The sequence below is a fragment of the Fictibacillus nanhaiensis genome (genome assembly GCF_042686385.1).
In the GTDB taxonomy this organism is placed as follows: Bacteria; Bacillota; Bacilli; order Bacillales; family Fictibacillaceae; genus Fictibacillus; species Fictibacillus nanhaiensis.
Genome location: NZ_JBHUPF010000006.1, coordinates 786,512 through 806,101, shown reverse-complemented (window position 1 = coordinate 806,101; position 19,590 = coordinate 786,512). Strand labels below are relative to the sequence as shown.

The following is a 19,590-nucleotide window of genomic DNA, read 5'->3' as shown; positions in this document are numbered from 1 at the left end:
AGGAAACTTTCGACAAAAAATGAATTTTAGGCATGGATGCAGTAGGTATGCGGAAAGTGAGTGGGTTCTCTATGGGAAGTGAATTTAGCAATCGATTAGAAATTTCAAGAATCGATTCTGAAAGTCTGAAACCAATCATAAATCTCTGCTATCGATCATAAAAGTCTGGAATCGCTCATAAATCTCTGGAATCGATCATAAATCTCTGGAATCGATCATAAATCTCTGGAATCGATCATAAATCCCTTTAACGAAAGAAAAACACACAAAGACAACCGAGATATTCACCTCAGTTGTCCTTTTTCGTATGTCTTTCCTTTAATGTGGCCAAAATTTCGTCTAAAGGCACCTTCTGCTCCTGTAACAGAACCAAAACATGATAAAAAAGATCAGAAACTTCCCATTTCAGTTCTTCCGCATCACGATTTTTTGCAGCGATGATCACTTCTCCTGCTTCTTCTCCAACTTTCTTCAGAATCTTATCGACTCCATGTTCAAAAAGATAGGTTGTGTAAGCACCTTCTGGCATCTCATGCTCTCGTTTTGCGATAATCTCTTGAAGTTCTGTTAAAATTCTATATCGATCAGGGTTTGGCGCATCCACTCGTACATCCTTCTCATATAGCGTTTCTGAAAAACAACTATATGCGCCTGTGTGACAAGCTGGACCTTGGGGCTCCACAAGCACGACCAAAGCGTCTTGATCACAATCATAGCGAATGCTTCTAACTTTTTGTGTATTTCCGGAAGTTTCACCTTTGTGCCATAAAGCTTGTCGTGATCTTGAAAAGAATACCGTTTCGCCAATTTCGATCGTTTTTTCAATTGATTCTCGATTCATATATGCGACCGTTAATACTTCTTTTGATTGAACATCCTGGACTACGGCAGGAATCAGTCCTTTTTCATCAAATTTCAGTTTTTCTAAATTCATCGAACAGACACCCCTAACTTTCGCAATTCTGCTTTTACCTCTGCAATCGATGTTTCTTTATAATGAAAGATACTTGCAGCTAGTGCAGCATCTGCTTTACCAATTGTAAACGCATCGTTAAAATGCTCGGAAGACCCAGCTCCGCCTGACGCGATAACTGGAACGGTTACTGCCTCACTCACTGCTTTCGTTAATTCTAAATTGAATCCAGACTTTTCTCCATCTTTATCCATGCTGGTCAACAGAATTTCTCCAGCACCACGATTTACTGCCTCTCGCGCCCACTCCGTGACTTCCCATTGAGTGGGTTTGCGACCTCCATGCGTATATACGCGCCATGATTCTAACTCTTCGTCATACTTAGCATCGATCGCGACAACGATGCATTGGGCACCAAAATAATCTGATCCTTCTGTGATAAGTTCTGGTCTCAATACCGCAGCTGTATTCACTGAAACTTTGTCAGCCCCTGCCCGTAACACACGTTTCATATCTTGAAGTTTATTGATACCACCACCGACAGTGAATGGAATCGCAAGTTCTGCTGCAACTCGTTCAACGACTTCGACCATCGTATCCCGTCCTTCATGACTAGCTGATATATCAAGAAAAACGAGCTCATCTGCTCCTTCTTCATCATAAAATCTCGCTAGTTCAACAGGGTCACCAGCATCGACTAAGTTAAGAAACTGAATGCCTTTGACTACTCTGCCTTCCTTAACGTCTAAACAAGGAATGATTCTTTTCGTAAGCATTATTTCACACTTCCTAACGCTTCAGGCAACGTGAATTGATTCGTATATAGAGCTTTTCCTATAATTGCACCTGCGATTTTCCGTTCATCAGCTTTCAAACGAACAAGATCATCAAGTGAACTCACACCACCTGATGCGATCACTTCTTTTCCAGTGATGCTCGCTAATTCTCCGATCGCTTCAACGTTAGGTCCCTGCAGCATACCGTCTTTTGAGATGTCAGTGAAAATAAACGTTTCAGCACCTTCCTCTACTAATCTTTTCGCTAGATCAACTGCTTTGATGTGAGACGTTTCTAACCATCCTTCAGTTGCTACAAATCCATCACGTGCATCTAAACCGATCGCTATCCTCGATCCACCGTATTCCCGCAACGCTTCTCTAACAAATTCAGGATTTGAAACCGCCGCACTACCTAAAATCACTCGATCAACTCCAGCGTCTAAGTAATACGAAACGTCTTCCATCGAACGAATACCTCCACCGATTTGGACCTTTGCAGGGAGTTCTTTTGCAACACGCAATACGTGCTCGTGATTAATCTTCTTTCCGTCTTTCGCGCCATCAAGATCTACCATGTGAATCCATTCTGCACCTTGATCTGCAAACTGTTTTGCCATATCAAAAGGAGAATCTCCATAGATTGTTTCTTGTTCATAATCACCTTGCATCAACCTAACGCATTTACCATTGCGCATGTCAATCGCTGGGTATAATACAAATTCATTCATCTCTGTTTTCCCTCCTCAACAAAACGGCAAAAGTTTTGCAGCATGCTCATGCCCGTCTCTGAACTTTTTTCAGGGTGAAACTGCGTCCCCATGATTCTGCCGCTTCCAACTACAGCTGGAACTTCAACGTCCTCATAATGAGCGACCGCGGCCAGTACCTCTCGATTTTCAGTTTGTACAACAAAGGAATGGACGAAATAAACATACCCTTCGTCTATATCTTTTAATAACGGCTGATCGCTCTGCAAAAAGTTTAAATGGTTCCACCCCATATGTGGCACTTTATAGGAACGGCCGTCACTCGTTTTGCCTGTAAAACGCTCTACTCTCCCTGGGAGTAAACCAAGCCCTTTTGTTAAGCCGTTCTCACTGCTTCCTTCGAAGAGCAGTTGCATGCCTAAACAGATTCCCATCAAAGGCTTTCCACTCTTAGCTTCTTTTTTTATAAAATCCGCAAGACCCGTCTTCTCAAGCTCCGTCATCGCATCTTTAAAAGAACCGACTCCCGGTAACAAAAGCCCATCCGTTTTCCGAAGTTCTTCTACATTTCCTGAAAGAATGTAAGGCTGATTGATTCTTTTTAGTGCAGAACAGACAGAGTGCAGATTGCCCATTCCGTAGTCAATGATTCCGATCATTTTATAACATTCCTTTCGTAGAAGGCACTCCTTTTACACGAGGGTCGATCTGTGTGGCTTCGTCTAACGCTTTTGTAAAAGCTTTAAATATGGCTTCGATGATGTGATGTGTGTTCGAGCCATAGTGAACGATCACATGAAGGTTCATTCTAGCCTCCAACGCGAGCTTCCAGAAGAATTCATGGACGAGTTCTGTATCAAACGTTCCTACTTTTTGACTTGGAAATTCTGCACGAAATTCAAGGTGAGGACGATTCGACAGATCGATCACAACTTGAGCGAGCGTTTCATCCATTGGTACAAACGCATTGCCGTATCTCTTAATTCCTCGCTTGTCACCAAGAGCTCCCTGAATGGCTTGACCAAGGCAGATGCCAACGTCTTCTGTTGTATGATGGTCATCAATCTCCACATCTCCAGCAGCGTTTACAGTAAGATCAAAATGTCCGTGACGTGCGATCGCGTCTAGCATGTGGTTTAGAAATGGGACAGGCGTTTGAATATCAGCTTGTCCTTCTCCATCAATATTAAGAGCTAAGCTGATCTGAGTCTCTTTCGTATTTCTTTCGATCGTATGTTGTCGCACTTGATTATCCATCTACTTGTCCTCCAGTCGAACATCAATCGCTCTCGCATGTGCTTCAAGTCCTTCTAGGCGAGCAAAAGCTGATATCTTCTGTCCGTTTTCTTTTAGTGCTTGTTCACTATATCGAATCACACTTGATTTTTTTGTAAAATCATCTACGTTAAGCGGACTTGAAAAGCGCGCTGTTCCACTTGTCGGAAGAACATGATTGCTTCCTGCAAAATAATCTCCTACAGGTTCTGAGCTATATTCACCTAAAAATATAGCACCCGCGTGTTTTATTTTACCGAGAAGACTCATCGGATCTTTCGTCATGATCTCAAGGTGCTCGGGTGCGATCTGGTTGATCACTTCTGCACCCTCTTCAAGTGAATTCACGATATAGATGACTCCATAATCTCTGATTGCTTCCATCGCGATCTCTTTCCTTGGGAGTTCAGCTAATTGTGACTCTACTTCCACAGAAACTTCCTTAGCTAACACGTTTGAAGTCGTAACCAATACTGCTGCCGATCGGGGATCGTGTTCTGCTTGTGATAAAAGGTCTGCCGCAATGTAACGAGCGTTTGCGGTTTCATCGGCAAGAACTGCAATTTCGCTCGGCCCTGCGATCATATCAATATCACATACCCCAAAAACTTCCCGTTTTGCTAGTGCAACATAAATGTTACCCGGCCCAACGATCTTATCCGTTTTCGGAACCGATTTTGTTCCATATGCTAGAGCTCCGATCGCTTGTGCGCCACCGATTTTAAACATCCGTTTAACTCCGGCAATGGAAGCTGCAGCCAACACAGCAGATGGGAGTTTTCCGTCTTTTCCCGGTGGTGACACGAGTATGATTTCCTCTACTCCAGCAACAACAGCTGGAATAACGCCCATCAACACAGAAGATGGATAGGCGGCTGTTCCACCGGGTACATAAACACCTACAGAATCAAGCGGTGTTACTTTTTGACCTAAAAGTGTTCCATCTTCACGTGTGAAGAACCATGACTGCCGGCGTTGCTTTTCGTGATATTCACGAATGTTTTCTGCTGCTTCTAAAATGATTTCTACCATCTTAGAATCAAGAGATGAGATTGCTTCATCTATTTCATTCTTTGTTACTTCAAGAGAAGAGAGAGAAACACCATCAAAAGTTTCAGTATATTGAAAAAGGGCTTCGTCACCCTTTGTTTTTACATTTTGTAAGATATCGAGAACCGCTTTTCTTTGTTTTTCTGTGTTTTGTTCAACGCTTCTCTCTAAGTTTTCAAGTTCAGAGACGGGTACTATTTTCATTGAACTTCCTCCTTGCTTTCAACCAGTGTTCGAAGTCGCTCAACAAGATCATTAATGCGTACAGCATGCAATCTATAGCTAGCCGGATTTACGATCAACCTCGACGTTATATCAGCTATCTTCTCAAGTTCAACAAGACCGTTTTCTTTCAACGTCCGACCTGTTGAAACGATATCTACAATGCGATCTGCTAAACCGATGAGTGGAGCAAGTTCGATCGATCCGTTTAATTTGATTACTTCTACTTGCTGACCCTGTTCTCTAAAATAATGAGAAGCCACATTCGGATACTTTGAAGCGATCTTCGGTGCAACTCTTTGATCATGTCCGTTCGGAAGTCCTGCAACTGCGAGATAACATTCTGAGATCTTTAGGTCGAGCACTTCATAAACATCACGCTCTTCCTCAAGCATCACATCTTTCCCAGCGATTCCGATATCAGCTACACCATGCTCTACATAAGTAGGAACATCCATCGGCTTTGCTAAAATGAACCGAAGGCCTGCTTCTGGTGCATCAATGATTAATTTTCTCGATTCATCGAATTCGGGGGGAAGCGGATATCCAGCTTGTCTCAGAAGATCGACTGCTTCTTCAAATATTCTCCCTTTAGGCATCGCCATCGTTAACACCGTACTCATGAAAAGTCCTCTCCTTGCTGTGTTCCGATTAAATAATGCACATCATCAAATCGTTTGCTAAATTCATCTACATTTTTAACTCCTGATAGATTCTGCATCACAACACGCTTGCCTTCACTGCGCTTATCTCTCGCCAGCTTTAGCGCCTCTTTTCTTCGTTCATCTGTGTATAGAATGCATTGTCTCCTCGTATCATCACTTTTCTTTCCTAGCGCTTCTACAAAATAGTCCATCCGAATCGCAAAACCAATAGCTGGAGCTTTCCGATCAAAACGACTGAGCAGATCATCATAGCGTCCTCCGCTTGCGATTGGTGCCCCGATTCCTGCTCCGTAACCCTCAAACACGATGCCGGTGTAATAACTCATGTGACTGAACAGCGTAAAATCAAAGACAATATTTTGTGCTGCATCATAATCTTCTAAGAGGTGGTACAGATCTTCTAATTCTTGTAAAGTCTGCTGGCCTCTTCTGTTCGGGTTTAATGAAGAAGCTTCATCAAGTACTTCGATCCCACCTCTTAAGTCCAACAGTTTTAATAACCGTTTTGTATCAATAGAAGAAAGAGGTAGCTTTTTCACATGTGATGTGTAACCCACATAATTTTTCTCGTTTAAATAACGCAACAGTTCTCCTGCTCGATCATCATTTCCTAAAATGTCAGAAAGAAGTTCTTGCACAAATCCAATATGTCCAACCGCCACGGTAAATCCAGCAATTTCGTTCTTTTTGAATACTTCAGACATGAGTGCAAGTGCTTCAGCTTCAGCACTTGCCGTTCCTTCACCGATCAATTCGATACCGACTTGTTCAAATTCTGCTGGTCTTCCCCCTTCTCGCTGTTGCGCTCTGAAAACGGGAGAACTGTATGCGAGGCGAAGCGGATAAGCTACATGCTTCATGCTTGATGACACGACCCTTGCAATCGGGGCTGTCATATCCGGTCGGAGCACCAATGTTTTTCCTTCCATATCAAGCAGTTTGAACAATTGTTGATCTAAAATTGCGGAGGCTTCCCCTACCGTATCGTGATATTCCAAAGTAGGAGTCTGAATGAATTGATAACCCCAAGACTCCATCTCTTGTTTGATTTTATTTTTGATGTCTTCATTTTTTTGATAAAAGGCAGGAAGTGTATCCCGCATACCTGCTGGTTTTTCAAACACAAACGGTTTTGACATGATCCTTCATCCTTTATTTGTGAAATGAATAGATTAAGTATTGTTTTTATGAAATAAGTGCTTAGTGCAGAAACAAACCATTCCACCCGAACACTTTAGTTCGCTAATATACTACCATGATAAAGATTTAGTTGTAAGTCTACACGTCCTTGTCGAAACTGTCAACCAATTCACACAAAAACCATGTTTCCTTTTAGGAGTTAAGAAAACAGATTTCAGGGAATAGTATGTAGAAATAAATACATAGGAAAGGATGGAATGCGTCTTGTTTAATCGCATATTTTTTATTGCTATCATCATTGGTGTACCACTATCTGTTATCGGCAGCCTCATGCATTGGCCAGCTGTCTTACTTTTTGTAATCTATTGTGCAACGATTATCGCACTAGCCGGTTACATGGGACGCGCCACGGAAAGCTTAGCGATCATTGCTGGTCCAAGAATCGGCGGCTTACTTAACGCTACTTTCGGTAATGCGGTCGAGCTCATCATTTCAATCTTTGCATTAAAAGCAGGTTTGATAAGTGTAGTATTAGCGTCTTTGACTGGTTCTGTACTCGGTAATCTTTTACTAGTCGGAGGCTTATCGTTTTTTATCGGCGGTTTAAAGTATAAACAGCAAAAATTCAACATATATGATGCACGCCATAACGCGGGGCTACTCATTTTTGCTGTTGTAGTCGCTTTTGTTTTCCCTGAGGTGTTTTCTTATAAACTGAACGACGCCGATTCACTCACCTTAAGTGTATGGGTTTCAGTAATCATGATTATTCTTTATGTAGCAGCACTTTTGTTCAAGCTCGTTACTCACCGCGGTGTCTATCAATCAGAACATGATGTGGCTCATGGGGATGAAACAGCAGAATGGAGTAAGTGGAAAGCTCTAATCGTCCTTGCTCTTGCTACTCTTGCCGTTGCTTATGTTTCTGAAAAGCTCGTTCATACGTTTGAAGAAGTAGGAAGAACGCTCGGCTGGAGTGAAGTGTTCATCGGAATCATCATCGTTGCAATCGTCGGGAACGCAGCTGAACATGCTTCAGCGATCATCATGGCATATAAGAACAAAATGAATGTTGCTGTAGAGATTGCCATCGGCTCAACACTTCAGATCGCAATGTTTGTCGCTCCACTACTCGTGTTGGTTTCGTTATTCTTTGAAAAATCGATGGCACTTGTCTTTACGCTTCCTGAGCTTGTAGCGATGGTCCTCGCTGTATTCTTAACGATTTCGTTAACAAGTGATGGCGATACGAACTGGTTTGAAGGGCTCACTCTCCTTGCCGCTTACTTGATCATGGGAGTCGGGTTTTATCTTTTATAAAGGCTGTTTCGTATTCATTGTTGCTTTTGAAAGCAGTTGATTTCCATTCCAGGTTGCTCGCTTTCCGCGGGGCAGGCGGTGAGCCACATTAACTTCTTGGACTGCTCGACACTAGAGGATCCTTGCTCCTGCGTCTAAAAGTTAAGGCTACCGGAGTAAGCTTCCTCGTCGCATGCCTTACGAGATGTATTTCAAGTGGTAGGCACGCACCTTTCATTACAATCACCAGTCAAAGAAGTAAAAAAATTCAAAAGCCAAAGAAGAAGTATGTAAAAAAGAAATGTAGTATAGGACCAGTGCAGGGAGTAATCCTTCACTGGTTTTTTATATGAAACAAGTAAATTTGGAATAAAAAAGACTAAACTCTGATAAAGTTTAGAATAGAGGACAAGTTTAAGGTGGGGGTTATGATGACGGATTATTTAACGATCGGATCTTTTCCTGTAAAGATGGTTTGGCTAGCCATTTTGGGATCAGCATTGATTGCGTATGGCATATTGTTTGTGAAAATAAGAAAAGAACCTGACAAAAAGCAACTGTTAGACGTATTGAGTAATGCTGTGGGAATTTTTCTATTGGTTTGGAAGTTCAGTTATGCTGTTTTGCATCCCCTGCTGATCATCAAGCACCCCACAAGTATCTTGTATTTTAATGGAGGAGAAACAGGAATTGTTCTAGGAATCATCGGCTCCATTCTCTACATTCTTGGGGCTGCGAGTAAACGTGAGCTTGATAAAAGCAGGTTATTTTATATTGGTATATTAGGGTTAACGTTATACTTCGCTGCTTATTATGGTGCTCATTTTGCGTCAACTACACTTTTAGCTGACGGGTTGACCTCCTTGTTCTTTTTGATTCTCTCCATTTACTTATATACGAAGGGTTCGTTTGAGATCAGAAAAACCGTTCTGTCTATGTTAGTCACTGCACTCTTCTTTTCCGTGCTAACAAATTCCCCGCTCGGTGGGCAAAAAACGAATAAAGAAGCCGTAGAGGCAGCATCCTACGGAATCAAAAAAGGTGACCGTGCACCGAACTTTGAATTAAAAACGATTGAAGGCGAAACCGTAAAGCTATCAGATCTCAAAGGAAAGGTCGTTTTCGTTAACCTTTGGGCTACATGGTGTCCACCTTGTCGTGCAGAAATGCCTGAAATGGTTCGTTTCTATAGAGACCACTCTTCTAAGAAAGTAGAAATCTTCGCTGTGAACTTAACAGACAGCGACTCTGAAAAAGAAGTAAAAAAGTTTGCGCAATCATACAAGTTGAACTTTCCGGTCTTATTAGATCCAGACGGTAAAGTCGGAAATACGTACAAAACGGTCACGATTCCGACTACTTTTATTATTAATAAAAAAGGAATCATTGAACAAAAACATATCGGTCCGATGAGCTACGATATGATGGAAGAATTTTATAAGAATGCTCAATAAATGAAGGTATTACGAAAGAAAACTGGCTACATTCCCTTTTCGTGTGGGGTATCAGCCAGTTTTCTTTCGATACATAGATGTAAAAGTGCACAATTTCATGGTAATCTCTTTTTTATTCACGGTAATGACCATTATATTCACGGATAGCATCCATAATTTCACGGATAAAATAATTTATCCGATTTTCGACACTCCTCGACAGCCATTACCTCTTCTCAAACAAATAAAGCTTTGCGTTTTCGGGTCGCCCTAACCTTGGTCCTTTGAAACCTCTTTTAATCAGTTCTTTTCGCATAAACATCATGAGTCCACCATGACTTACGACTAGTGCATTTTCTTTATTTTCTTCAAGTATGCGGTCAACGATCTTCGAAACACGCATCTCAACATCAGTCCTACGCTCTAGCTGAGACTTGTGGTTAAAGAACCATGCTGTTCGGATGCAAAGAGGATATAAAATCATGGGGATCTTAATGTCTCTTTTAAAAAACGGATAAACAGGAATCTCACGAAGATCATCCGTTCTGATCAAATCCCCTCTATAAATCTTCCCTGCTGTATATTCTGCACGACGAACGGTGCTCGAATAGCAGGTGTTCCAATTGATTCCACCTAGGTCAACGTCTGTTTCTTCTACATCAGAAGCTTCGTATTCTTTCAGCCACTGATCAAATTCAGAAGGCGTGATCCATTTTTCAGTCGGATAGCCTCGTTTGACTTTGAAATGACGTACCATTCCTATCTTCATCACTGATCACCGCTTTCTATCTTAATGTGTGGTGTCTATTTTCTGCGATCTCTTTTAGCGCTCTCGCCCGTCCTACTAAAAAATTCGTCATGTACTTTTCTAGGAACAACCAATCTGCTAACCTTCCAATCACGCCAAACGGAGATTTATAATGAAAATGATCCACCATAATGGTACCGTTCTTCTTCGGTTCGAAAGTATGGGTATGTACGAATGAATGGAAAGCACCTTTCACCATCACATCTACAAACATATGCGGCCTCTCCATCTCAATAATCTTTGCAGTCAGCCTTTGTTTTACGCCAAGATGAATGGCCTCCCACGTTACATGATCGCCTTTTTCCATATAACCTGACGTTACTCCACCTACCGCTCTTTCTCTTGTATGAGAGGTCGTTTCAGTATGTATATCTACGTTTCGCGAAAGATCAAAGCAGACTTCTGCAGAAGCATGTACAAATTCTCGATGTATAATTGTAGGCATATAATGATGACTCACTTTCTAAAGAGGTAATAAAACAACACCTCAAGTATTGAGGTGTTCAACAGAATATGATTCTTTAATTATTCTCTGTATAGAATAATATTCCTTCCTTAACATGCTCACTGTAGAACGAGATCAACTCAAGTATTGAGTAATAGTTTCTATAGTCTTCCGTGATTCCGAACACATCTTTTATATACAGTGTTCCGAGCTGTTCTTCTTTATCAAATAGAATCAATCCGTAAACATCTCTTAACGTAAAGATTACCGGGCATCCATTATTTAGTTCACGAACAAACTGCTCTGTGCTATCAATCGGTTGTAATGAATTTTTCGGATAAAGCGATCCTAAGAACCAAAGTTTCACTCTATCTTTTATCCTCATATCCGTCACCCCGCTTAGACCATCATATGCAGGCGCAGCTATTAAGAGTGAATTCTTTTTAAACAATTGTTTAATCACATAACTTTTTTTCGAGTACAATTTTATGCAACCCATTTTTATTCATATACGTTTCCTTCACATCAAACCCATTTTTAATATTTAACAGCAACATGTGGCGCCACTTATTCATCGTTTTGGTTCGAACAACAGAATACCCTTTCATTTTCAGATACTCATGCTGTTGTTTCATTAACTTCGAAGCTACTCCTTGCCCCCTATAAACGGGGTCGACTCCGCCTAGCCAACTATAATAAGTGTTATGATCGATTTCATAGCCTATTTTATAACCAACTACCTTTGAATGATGAATAGCTGTAACGATCGTTAGTTTATTCTTCAATTTCATATTAAAAAGGAGATCGTCATTTGATGCACCAAAGATTATTTCATGTAGCTGAAGGATACGCTTCAATAGATCCTCCTCTGGCATTCCTTCAAGAATCATGAATTCCATACTACAGTCCTCCCCTATCAGTAACTTTATTCTAAGAAAAAACTGACCAAATCAGCAATTAAATCCGCTATTTGGTCAGGTCCATATCCACACTATTAACTTACTAATCTTTTCGTTTCTTCAAATTCTTCTTGGATACTTGCACTTGGTTCTTTTGTCATCAAGCTAACGACTACGATCGTTAGTGTACATGCGATGAATCCAGGAATGATCTCATACACATCAGCCATGGCTGGAATGAGTTCCCAAACGATAACCGTAACAGCCCCGACTACGATACCTGCAAAAGCTGACCATTTCGTCATTCGCTTCCAATATAGACTCAACAAGACAACTGGACCGAAAGCTGCACCAAATCCAGCCCATGCATAACCTACAAGATTTAGGATCGTTTCACTTGGATTAAGAGCCATCACAAATGCAATAACGGCTACAGCTAAAACTGCCAAACGCCCTACTAACACCAGCTCTTTATCGGAAGCTGATCGTTTTACGAATGCTTTGTAAAAATCTTCTGTCAAAGCACTAGATGTTACCAGCAACTGAGATGAGATTGTACTCATAACTGCCGCTAAGATCGCAGCAAGCAAGAAGCCCGTAATAATTGGATGGAACAATACTTCAGATAATAAGATAAATACCGTTTCAGCTTTTGATTCCCCTAGCGGAGCACCTGCTTGGTTGAAGTAAGCAATCCCAACAAGACCTGTGAACATTGCTCCAACGATCGAGAAAACCATCCATCCCATTCCGATTCGTCTTGCGCTCTTCATTTCTTTTACAGATGAGATCGCCATAAAACGAACGATAATATGCGGCTGGCCGAAGTATCCTAATCCCCATGCTAATAAGGAGATGATACCGATCAAGCTTGTCCCCGTAAAGGCATCAAGCAAAGTCGGACTGATGCTTTCGATTTCGTTAAACGAAGCATCCCATCCACCAACTTTTAGAATCGCAACGAATGGTACAAGAATTAAAGCAACAAACATAATCGCACCTTGTACGAAATCTGTATAGCTTACCGCTAAAAAACCGCCGAATAATGTATAAATAATAACTACTCCAGCTGTAAGCAAGATTCCCCACATATAATTCAGACCAAAGGCTGTCTCGAACAATTGTCCGCCCGCAACCATACCGGATGATGAGTAGAACGTAAAGAAAATCACGATAACTAACGCAGACGTTATACGAAGTATGCGAGAGGTATCTTTGAATCGGTTCTCAAAATAATCTGGAATCGTAATGGAGTTGTTCGCTACTTCCGTATACGTTCGTAGTCGTGGTGCTACAAATAGCCAGTTTAGATACGCTCCTGCACACAGTCCAATCACAATCCATCCAGCACTTAAACCAGATACGTACATTGCACCCGGAAGTCCCATCAACAGCCATCCGCTCATATCTGATGCACCCGCACTTAGTGCAGTAACCGCTGGTCCAAGATTTCTTCCGCCAAGCATGTAATCGGTAAGGTTATCGGTCTTTCGGTACGCATAAAGCCCGATCAGCACCATTCCGATCATGTACACACTAATTGAAAAAATAACTCCATATTCCATATTCAGTTTTCCTCCTGCCTTTTCTTGTTGTAAAAACGCTTTCAATATTTTCAAAATTTAAAAAAGGAACATTTTTATTATAAAGACATTTTTCGACAAAAGGAATAGATTTTTTTTGGAAAGACTTCTAGTATTGGAGTTTATTAGCTACCAAAACAAAGTGGCATGGCTCATAAGGGCTTATCAATCCAGAAATTTTGGTGCTGAATCCAGAAGTTTCTGCATTCAATCCAGAAATTTTGGTGCTGAATCCAGAAGTTTCTGCATTCAATCCAGAAGTTTTGGTGCTCAATCCAGAAGTTTTGGTGCTCAATCCACGAGTTTTAGCTGTTTATCCACGAGTCTGCAATCCTCGACAAATTTCGCTATGTTTCATTAGCTGCTAGCCTTCATTCACGCTATCTCCCACTCCCTACACAACAAAAAAACTGGTACCCATTCTTAAGACGATTGGGCGCCAGTTTTAACTACTTTATAATTTTTTTCGTCTTAAACGTTTGACCTTTACAAATTGATTCGTAAATAGATCCAGCTCTTCGTCTCGGTAGATATAGAAGAAACGATGGTGATGACCATCTTTCATTTCGGCCAGATCACACTTCATATAGTCATCGAGTTCCTGTCTTGTTAATTCAACGGTATACATCTTGCCATGACTCGGGATATCCAATTGGATCTCTTCTAAAAAATGGAGTTCTTTAAATAAATAAATAGAAGTATCAAGGAGAAATTCACAGATTAAATCTTCTGTTCCAAAGTAGTGTTGAAAATGTTCGCGTGTAAACGCAATATGAGGTACGTTACGTTTGTAGGTAGAATAGTCGCCATAGAAAACCAGCTTTGCACGTTTGCTTTGAAGTTCATAATGCTTTACAAGACCATGACCTTTCATTTTTGACACAGCAGTCCGGAAACGGTAGGTATCGCGGGCAGCCAACTGTTCGGCCTTATTTTGAGGATGAGATGCTTTCGGTGCATGCTGAGACTGACAGTTGTCTTCAACGAGGTGTCCAATTTTAAACGTGTTTTTCATAAATACGATCGAGAATGATTTCCTTCTCATAGTATGCGCCTCCAGCTTTCGCTTTTTTGCCTGTTTTAAGTATACGACGAAAAACAAGAAAACCCAAGAGGGGAACTTACGACAAATTTCTAGCTTTCCATTTCCCTCTTAGAGCGTTCTTCTTTCGTGTAGATGACCTGCATCGGATTCCCACCGACGAAAGATCCTTCGGGGACATTTTTATGGACGAGTGTTCCAGCTGATACGATCGCACCGTCACCGATCGTAACGCCTGGGAGGATCGTAGAGTTCGCACCGATCATCACTTCGTCGCCCACGATCACGTCACCCAAACGGTATTCTTTTATTAAATATTCATGAGCTAATATCGTTGTATTATAGCCGATCACACAGTTCTTCCCTACTGAAATTCGTTCAGGATACATGATGTCCGGCATGACCATCAACGCGAATGCCGTTCCTTCTCCGACCTTCATCTTTAGAAAAGTACGGTATAGCCAATTTTTCATTGGTAGAAACGGCGTGTACCTACCCACTTGTATCGCTATGAAATTTTTAACCACTTTCCAGAACGGAACAGTGTCATACACTTGGTACAACGAGTTTCTTCCTTTAACCGGATAACGCTCAGTATTTCGCAATTATCTCTCTCCTAAAACATCCAGCAAATCCGTCATTTCATTTAACATGAAGTCTGGATTAAACTGTTGCAAATAATCGTTTCCTCGGATGGTCCATGCTACACCAGCTGTTTGTGTGCCAGCGTTCTGTCCAGCAAGAATATCGTACTTGCTGTCGCCTACCATGATCGCTTCTTCTGGTGTTGAACCTAGTAAGTCGAGTGCTTTTTGAACAGGCTCTGGATCTGGCTTCGCGTTTTTCACATCATCCAGCGTAACAACGGTTTGAAAAAATTGATCAAGACCTACAAGACGTAAGCCCATCTCGACTGTATTTCTCATTTTTGTAGTTACGATGCCCAGTTTGTAGCCCTTTTTATACAATTCTTCTACCGTTTCAAAAACTCCTTCAAACTCTGTCACCAATTCATCATGATGTGAAATGTTATGTTCACGGTAGGTTTGAACCAATTCTGATACTTTTTCTTTATCGAACTGCTCCATCGTCTCAACGAGCGGCATCCCCATAAACGGTAAGACACTCTCACGATTGTATTGTTCTGGAAAGTGCTTATCCAATGTGTAAAGAAAAGAAGCGATGATCAGTTCGTTCGTATTGATTAAAGTTCCGTCAAGATCAAATAGTATGGTGTTGCGTTTCATGTTGTCGTTCCTTTCTTGTTAAACGATTTTTCCGTTCCATCTTGTTCCATACGTAAGCTACTAATACGGTAAGAACAATCGCCGTCACAACTCGAATGATCAACAGCGGCAGAACCGGAATGCCTAATGGTACAAAAACAAGCGTATCCTCAACAACAGCATGGCAGCTTACGAGAAAGATAAAAGCAAGGTACAAATCTTTCTTTGATACGCCATCCTCTTTCGCCGCCTGCATCATCACACCTGCTCCATATGCGAGACCGATCGTAAGTCCTGCGGCCATCGTCATGGACGTGTTCTCTTTCATCCCAAGAAGTTTCATAGCTGGTGCCATCCAACTCGAAAACTTGTTCAGCCAGCCTTTATCCTTCATAAATTGCATGATGATCATGAGTGGTATCACGATAAATGCGAGTTGCAGAATACCGAGTGAAGCTTTTTCAAGAGCGGTGAGAATGATCTCTCCCCAACCGTTTGGAGCAGCTTCAGGCTTTGAGATAAAACCGTATTGCGCTTTTTCTGTACCACCATCCCATAAAAGGTTGATTATAAAAGCAGAGAATAGCGCCAAGCCGATTCGCACGAGTAGAATTACCCACAATTTGATACCTACACTCGCTGCAACACCAGACTCAATAAATAGGTTGTGAGAAAACGAAAGCATAACAGCGAGAATGAATACGTCTTGTAAGGTTAAGGAATCGAGGGTCAGAATACCCCCGATTCCGGCATATAGATTTAGAAAATTACCGAGAACGAGCGGAATGGCCGCTTCACCCGGGAGTCCAATCCATTTCATCGCTGGTGCTACAACAGAGATCAACCAATCTAACACCGGTGTGTGACTCAACAGTGTGATGAGTAAAGTGACAGGAAAAATAATCTTCCCGAGCGTCCAAGTGGTTTTCAAGCCTGCAAGCGTGCCTTTTTTTAACGTTTCCACTCTTCATTCGCCTCCCTTAGTTTTCTAGATACCGTTGTTTCGCCAATCCTGCTTTTCTTCTATAGATCCAGATGATTACAGCTGCTGCGATCCAGACCAAGCTCACCACTTGTGCAATTCGGAGTGAGGTTCCCCAAACGATCAAGCTATCTGTACGAAGTCCTTCTATAAAGAAACGTCCGATCGAATACCAGATGATATAGGTTAGGAACATTTCACCTCTGTGAAGGTTAACACGTCGTAGATAAAGCAAGACGATAACACCAATGAAACTCCATAGTGATTCATAGAGAAAGGTTGGATGATAATAAGTGCCATCGATATACATCTGATTAATGATAAAGTCTGGAAGCATGAGTGATTCTAAAAAGTTTCGCGTTACTTCCCCACCATGAGCTTCCTGGTTCATGAAGTTTCCCCAGCGTCCGATCGCCTGACCGAGCAATATGCTAGGAGCTGCGATATCAACCAATTTCCAGAATGAGATCTTCTTTACTCTTGAAAAAACGAGTGCCGTTAAGAACGAACCGATCAGTGCACCATGAATCGCGATTCCGCCTTCCCATACAGCAAGAATCTTTCCTGGATGGTCTTTATAAAAATCCCATTCAAACGCTACATAATAAAGCCTTGCACATAAAATAGCCACAGGCACTGCAATCATGACTACATCAACGAACGTGTCCTTAGCAAGCCCACGTCTGTCTGATTCTCTTACAGCGAGCCAAAGACCAAGCATCGCACCAAACCCGATAATAAGTCCGTACCAATAGATCGTGAGCGGCCCTAATTCGAGTGCTACACGATTTAGAGGTTGAATCGTTTCTTCCACAGTCTACACTTCCTTCACATTCTTATAGGTCTTCTTCATCTCCAGCTTCAATTACATCAGTCAAACGGTCTGAGAATTGTTGTGCGGCATTCATGCCCATTCTCTTCAAACGGAAGTTCATCGCTGCCACTTCAATAATGACCGCTAAGTTTCGTCCAGGACGAACAGGAATCGTTAAGATCGGTATCTCCGTATCAATGATTTTTGTTGTCTCTTCTTCCAATCCTAATCGGTCATATACTTTTTTAGAATCCCAAGCTTCCAGATTCATAACGATCGAGATTTTTTTATAGTTGCGAATCGCGCCAGCGCCGAACAACGTCATCACGTTAATGATACCAAGACCACGAATCTCAAGCAGATGCTGTATGAGTTCTGGTGCACTGCCGATGAGCGTATCTTCGTCTTCCTGCCTGATCTCAACCGAATCGTCAGCTACTAACCGATGCCCTCGTTTTACGAGTTCGAGAGCCGTTTCACTTTTTCCAACACCTGAGTTACCCGTGATCAGAACACCGATTCCATATATATCTACTAAAACACCATGTTTAGCAGTCGTTGGCGCCAATCGGCTCTCTAAATAATTGGTGATACGACTTGATAGACGTGTTGTCGTAACCGGTGAACGCATGATCGGTACTCCACTTTTATGAGAAGCTTTAAGAAGCTCTTTAGGAACTTCAATGTCTCTAGAAACGATGATTCCCGGTGTCTCATCCGTACAAAGCGCGGTTAAACGCTCCATGCGAGTTTCCGGATCGAGCTCTGAAATAAACGAAAGCTCTGTTTTTCCAAGAAGCTGTAGTCGCTCACCTGGATAAAAGGTAAAATAACCAGCCATCTCTAGACCTGGCCGGGAGATGTCGCTCGTTCGAATCGTGCGGTGAATCCCTTCTTCACCACTAACAAGCTCTAGATGAAATTTTTTTATGAGTTCATGAATATGTACCTTAGCCATTGGGTCCTCCTCGACATTTTTCAATGATTCTATTGTATCACTTCAACCACGGATTAACCAAAGAGTACTATAGGCTTATTTCTGCATTTTCTCCCAACTGTAAACGTTTACTGGTATCGTATTAAACGTTCCTTCTTTTTGGAGGGTCATACCCATTCTGGATGCCACAGAGACAGACTTTTTATTATTTCGCTGAATCAGACAGATCAGGCGCGTGATTCCAAGTTCCTGAACAGCGTAATTTTTGAAGTGAATCGCTGCCTCTGTTGCGTAGCCGTTACCCCAATATTCCTTCGCTAGCCAATACCCGATCTCAAACTCTTTTTTTCCATCGATTGTTTGCTGCACGATACCAGCGTGACCGACCGGAAGCATACTTTCCCTATGCTCGATAAGAAACAATCCTCTGCCCTCACGATATCCTGGGAGAAGCCAATCATCAAAGCTTTTTCGAGCTTCTTCTTCTGAACGCGTTACCCCTTTCCCGATGAATTGAACGACATCAGGATCTGCCCATAGTGAGGCAAAAAATGAAAAATCCTCATTTGTATACGGTCTGAATTTCAGTCTATCCGATTGCAAAATCTTCAGCTCCTTTTAATGAAAAATGCCGTTTGATCGAATTCGAAGCAAACGGCTGAACTGTTTATTGTTCTTATTTTACATCTATAAAAATTTTATCATGAACGGAGAGCTTTTGACTTGGTTTTGTTAAACAATCGTTTAACAGAATCTTGCCAGTTTTTATGTTTTGAGCGATTTCTGATCTACTCCACCCTTCAAGGTGATCGGCAAGTGTGCGATCAATCCGAAAACTTCCGTTGACCGATGTTATCTTAATTTCGCATGAAGAATCCCCTCTCTTCAAGGAAGTAATCTTCTTACCGGGCTCTATCTCTATAAAGGATGTAGGAACGATCGATAGGGGATCGACATGCTCTGTGAACGATTTATAGATGTTGAGCTTTTTGTTCCATGAATGGTTTTTCGGACATTTATAGATCGCAAACTGATAGATGTTCTTTCCGTTTGCGTTGTGTCTCTGAATGGTCGTATCTGTAAATGTCGTAACTTTCCCACACATTTTGCACCGTTTTTTTACCGTGTCTGCACTCATTTGTTGATTGAGTGCTAAAGCATATTGTTGAATCTGCATTTTTCTTCACCTCTAAAATAAATAGTGAAGAAATACAACTTCTATTTGATTTTTTGCAGAACGTAAAAAAAGCTCCCCTCATACAAGGAGAGCTTTGAACGCAATGTTACCCGAAATAACGGACTGCAGTTCGCTGTATTTCCTCTGTAATGGGTTGTAGACAGACTTCTCCCGTGGTCAGAAACATGCTGTTT

General features: G+C 41.7%; 23 protein-coding genes. 2 read left to right on the top strand and 21 right to left on the bottom strand.

Annotated elements, in window-relative coordinates:
• Nucleotides 1–289: 289 nt before the first annotated feature.
• From hisIE to ACFS5O_RS07585, 8 genes are read right to left on the bottom strand one after another with little or no spacing between them, the layout of a single operon-like run.
• Complete coding sequence (hisIE, locus tag ACFS5O_RS07620; protein ID WP_205725367.1) at nt 290–934, bottom strand: bifunctional phosphoribosyl-AMP cyclohydrolase/phosphoribosyl-ATP diphosphatase HisIE; 645 nt, start codon at nt 932–934, stop codon at nt 290–292.
• Complete coding sequence (gene hisF, locus ACFS5O_RS07615) at nt 931–1,689, bottom strand: imidazole glycerol phosphate synthase subunit HisF (protein ID WP_205725366.1); 759 nt, start codon at nt 1,687–1,689, stop codon at nt 931–933. The genes hisIE and hisF overlap by 4 nt, the downstream gene beginning before the upstream one ends.
• Nucleotides 1,689–2,420 carry a 1-(5-phosphoribosyl)-5-[(5-phosphoribosylamino)methylideneamino]imidazole-4-carboxamide isomerase gene (gene hisA / locus ACFS5O_RS07610; RefSeq protein WP_205725365.1) on the bottom strand — a complete coding sequence of 244 codons (732 nt, stop codon included), beginning with the start codon at nt 2,418–2,420 and terminating at the stop codon, nt 1,689–1,691. The genes hisF and hisA overlap by 1 nt, the downstream gene beginning before the upstream one ends.
• On the bottom strand, nt 2,417–3,058 hold the full coding sequence (hisH, locus tag ACFS5O_RS07605) for an imidazole glycerol phosphate synthase subunit HisH (RefSeq protein ID WP_205725364.1): 642 nt from the start codon (nt 3,056–3,058) through the stop codon (nt 2,417–2,419). Before hisH ends, hisA begins: the two co-directional genes overlap by 4 nt.
• 1 nt (nt 3,059) lies before the next feature.
• Complete coding sequence (gene hisB / locus ACFS5O_RS07600; RefSeq protein ID WP_318300137.1) at nt 3,060–3,656, bottom strand: imidazoleglycerol-phosphate dehydratase HisB; 597 nt, start codon at nt 3,654–3,656, stop codon at nt 3,060–3,062.
• Nucleotides 3,657–4,928 (bottom strand): histidinol dehydrogenase, encoded by a 1,272-nt coding sequence (gene hisD / locus ACFS5O_RS07595; protein ID WP_205725363.1) that lies wholly within the window; start codon nt 4,926–4,928, stop codon nt 3,657–3,659.
• The gene (hisG, locus tag ACFS5O_RS07590) at nt 4,925–5,569 is read right to left on the bottom strand and encodes an ATP phosphoribosyltransferase (RefSeq protein ID WP_205725362.1); all 645 of its coding nucleotides are present in this window, start codon (nt 5,567–5,569) and stop codon (nt 4,925–4,927) included. The genes hisD and hisG overlap by 4 nt, the downstream gene beginning before the upstream one ends.
• The gene (locus tag ACFS5O_RS07585; protein WP_205725361.1) at nt 5,566–6,750 is read right to left on the bottom strand and encodes an ATP phosphoribosyltransferase regulatory subunit; all 1,185 of its coding nucleotides are present in this window, start codon (nt 6,748–6,750) and stop codon (nt 5,566–5,568) included. Before ACFS5O_RS07585 ends, hisG begins: the two co-directional genes overlap by 4 nt.
• Nucleotides 6,751–7,015: 265 nt before the next feature.
• On the opposite strand from ACFS5O_RS07585, the gene cax reads away from it, so the two are divergent.
• On the top strand, nt 7,016–8,071 hold the full coding sequence (cax, locus tag ACFS5O_RS07580) for a calcium/proton exchanger (protein WP_205725360.1): 1,056 nt from the start codon (nt 7,016–7,018) through the stop codon (nt 8,069–8,071).
• 407 nt (nt 8,072–8,478) lie between these two features.
• On the top strand, nt 8,479–9,504 hold the full coding sequence (locus tag ACFS5O_RS07575; RefSeq protein WP_379838915.1) for a redoxin domain-containing protein: 1,026 nt from the start codon (nt 8,479–8,481) through the stop codon (nt 9,502–9,504).
• Between the two features lie 205 nt (nt 9,505–9,709).
• On the opposite strand, the gene ACFS5O_RS07570 is transcribed toward ACFS5O_RS07575, so the two are convergent.
• The 13 genes from ACFS5O_RS07570 to ACFS5O_RS07510 all read right to left on the bottom strand — a co-directional run bounded on the left by ACFS5O_RS07570 (nt 9,710) and on the right by ACFS5O_RS07510 (nt 19,396).
• Complete coding sequence (locus tag ACFS5O_RS07570) at nt 9,710–10,252, bottom strand: histidine phosphatase family protein (RefSeq protein WP_205725358.1); 543 nt, start codon at nt 10,250–10,252, stop codon at nt 9,710–9,712.
• Between the two features lie 16 nt (nt 10,253–10,268).
• Entirely contained in the window at nt 10,269–10,736 is a 468-nt protein-coding gene (locus ACFS5O_RS07565) for an SRPBCC family protein (RefSeq protein ID WP_205725357.1), read from the bottom strand.
• A gap of 76 nt (nt 10,737–10,812) precedes the next feature.
• Nucleotides 10,813–11,121 (bottom strand): hypothetical protein, encoded by a 309-nt coding sequence (locus ACFS5O_RS07560; protein WP_205725356.1) that lies wholly within the window; start codon nt 11,119–11,121, stop codon nt 10,813–10,815.
• A gap of 70 nt (nt 11,122–11,191) precedes the next feature.
• Entirely contained in the window at nt 11,192–11,635 is a 444-nt protein-coding gene (locus ACFS5O_RS07555) for a GNAT family N-acetyltransferase (RefSeq protein ID WP_205725355.1), read from the bottom strand.
• Nucleotides 11,636–11,730: 95 nt separating this feature from the next.
• Nucleotides 11,731–13,200: a sodium/proline symporter PutP gene (gene putP / locus ACFS5O_RS07550; RefSeq protein WP_205725354.1), complete on the bottom strand. Its 1,470-nt coding sequence runs from the start codon at nt 13,198–13,200 to the stop codon at nt 11,731–11,733.
• Nucleotides 13,201–13,672: 472 nt separating this feature from the next.
• The gene (locus ACFS5O_RS07545; RefSeq protein WP_066397668.1) at nt 13,673–14,263 is read right to left on the bottom strand and encodes a hypothetical protein; all 591 of its coding nucleotides are present in this window, start codon (nt 14,261–14,263) and stop codon (nt 13,673–13,675) included.
• 89 nt (nt 14,264–14,352) lie between these two features.
• Nucleotides 14,353–14,865 carry an acyltransferase gene (locus tag ACFS5O_RS07540; protein WP_205725353.1) on the bottom strand — a complete coding sequence of 171 codons (513 nt, stop codon included), beginning with the start codon at nt 14,863–14,865 and terminating at the stop codon, nt 14,353–14,355.
• Entirely contained in the window at nt 14,866–15,507 is a 642-nt protein-coding gene (gene ppaX / locus ACFS5O_RS07535) for a pyrophosphatase PpaX (RefSeq protein ID WP_205725352.1), read from the bottom strand.
• Nucleotides 15,482–16,450, bottom strand: a complete 969-nt coding sequence (locus ACFS5O_RS07530) for a nucleoside recognition domain-containing protein (RefSeq protein WP_205725351.1) — start codon at nt 16,448–16,450, stop codon at nt 15,482–15,484. Before ACFS5O_RS07530 ends, ppaX begins: the two co-directional genes overlap by 26 nt.
• A gap of 16 nt (nt 16,451–16,466) precedes the next feature.
• On the bottom strand, nt 16,467–17,282 hold the full coding sequence (gene lgt, locus ACFS5O_RS07525) for a prolipoprotein diacylglyceryl transferase (protein WP_205725350.1): 816 nt from the start codon (nt 17,280–17,282) through the stop codon (nt 16,467–16,469).
• Nucleotides 17,283–17,304: 22 nt separating this feature from the next.
• Nucleotides 17,305–18,240 (bottom strand): HPr(Ser) kinase/phosphatase, encoded by a 936-nt coding sequence (gene hprK / locus ACFS5O_RS07520; protein WP_137791665.1) that lies wholly within the window; start codon nt 18,238–18,240, stop codon nt 17,305–17,307.
• A gap of 75 nt (nt 18,241–18,315) precedes the next feature.
• Nucleotides 18,316–18,822 carry a GNAT family N-acetyltransferase gene (locus ACFS5O_RS07515; protein ID WP_205725349.1) on the bottom strand — a complete coding sequence of 169 codons (507 nt, stop codon included), beginning with the start codon at nt 18,820–18,822 and terminating at the stop codon, nt 18,316–18,318.
• Between the two features lie 73 nt (nt 18,823–18,895).
• Complete coding sequence (locus ACFS5O_RS07510) at nt 18,896–19,396, bottom strand: DUF1062 domain-containing protein (RefSeq protein WP_205725348.1); 501 nt, start codon at nt 19,394–19,396, stop codon at nt 18,896–18,898.
• Nucleotides 19,397–19,590 lie beyond the last annotated feature (194 nt).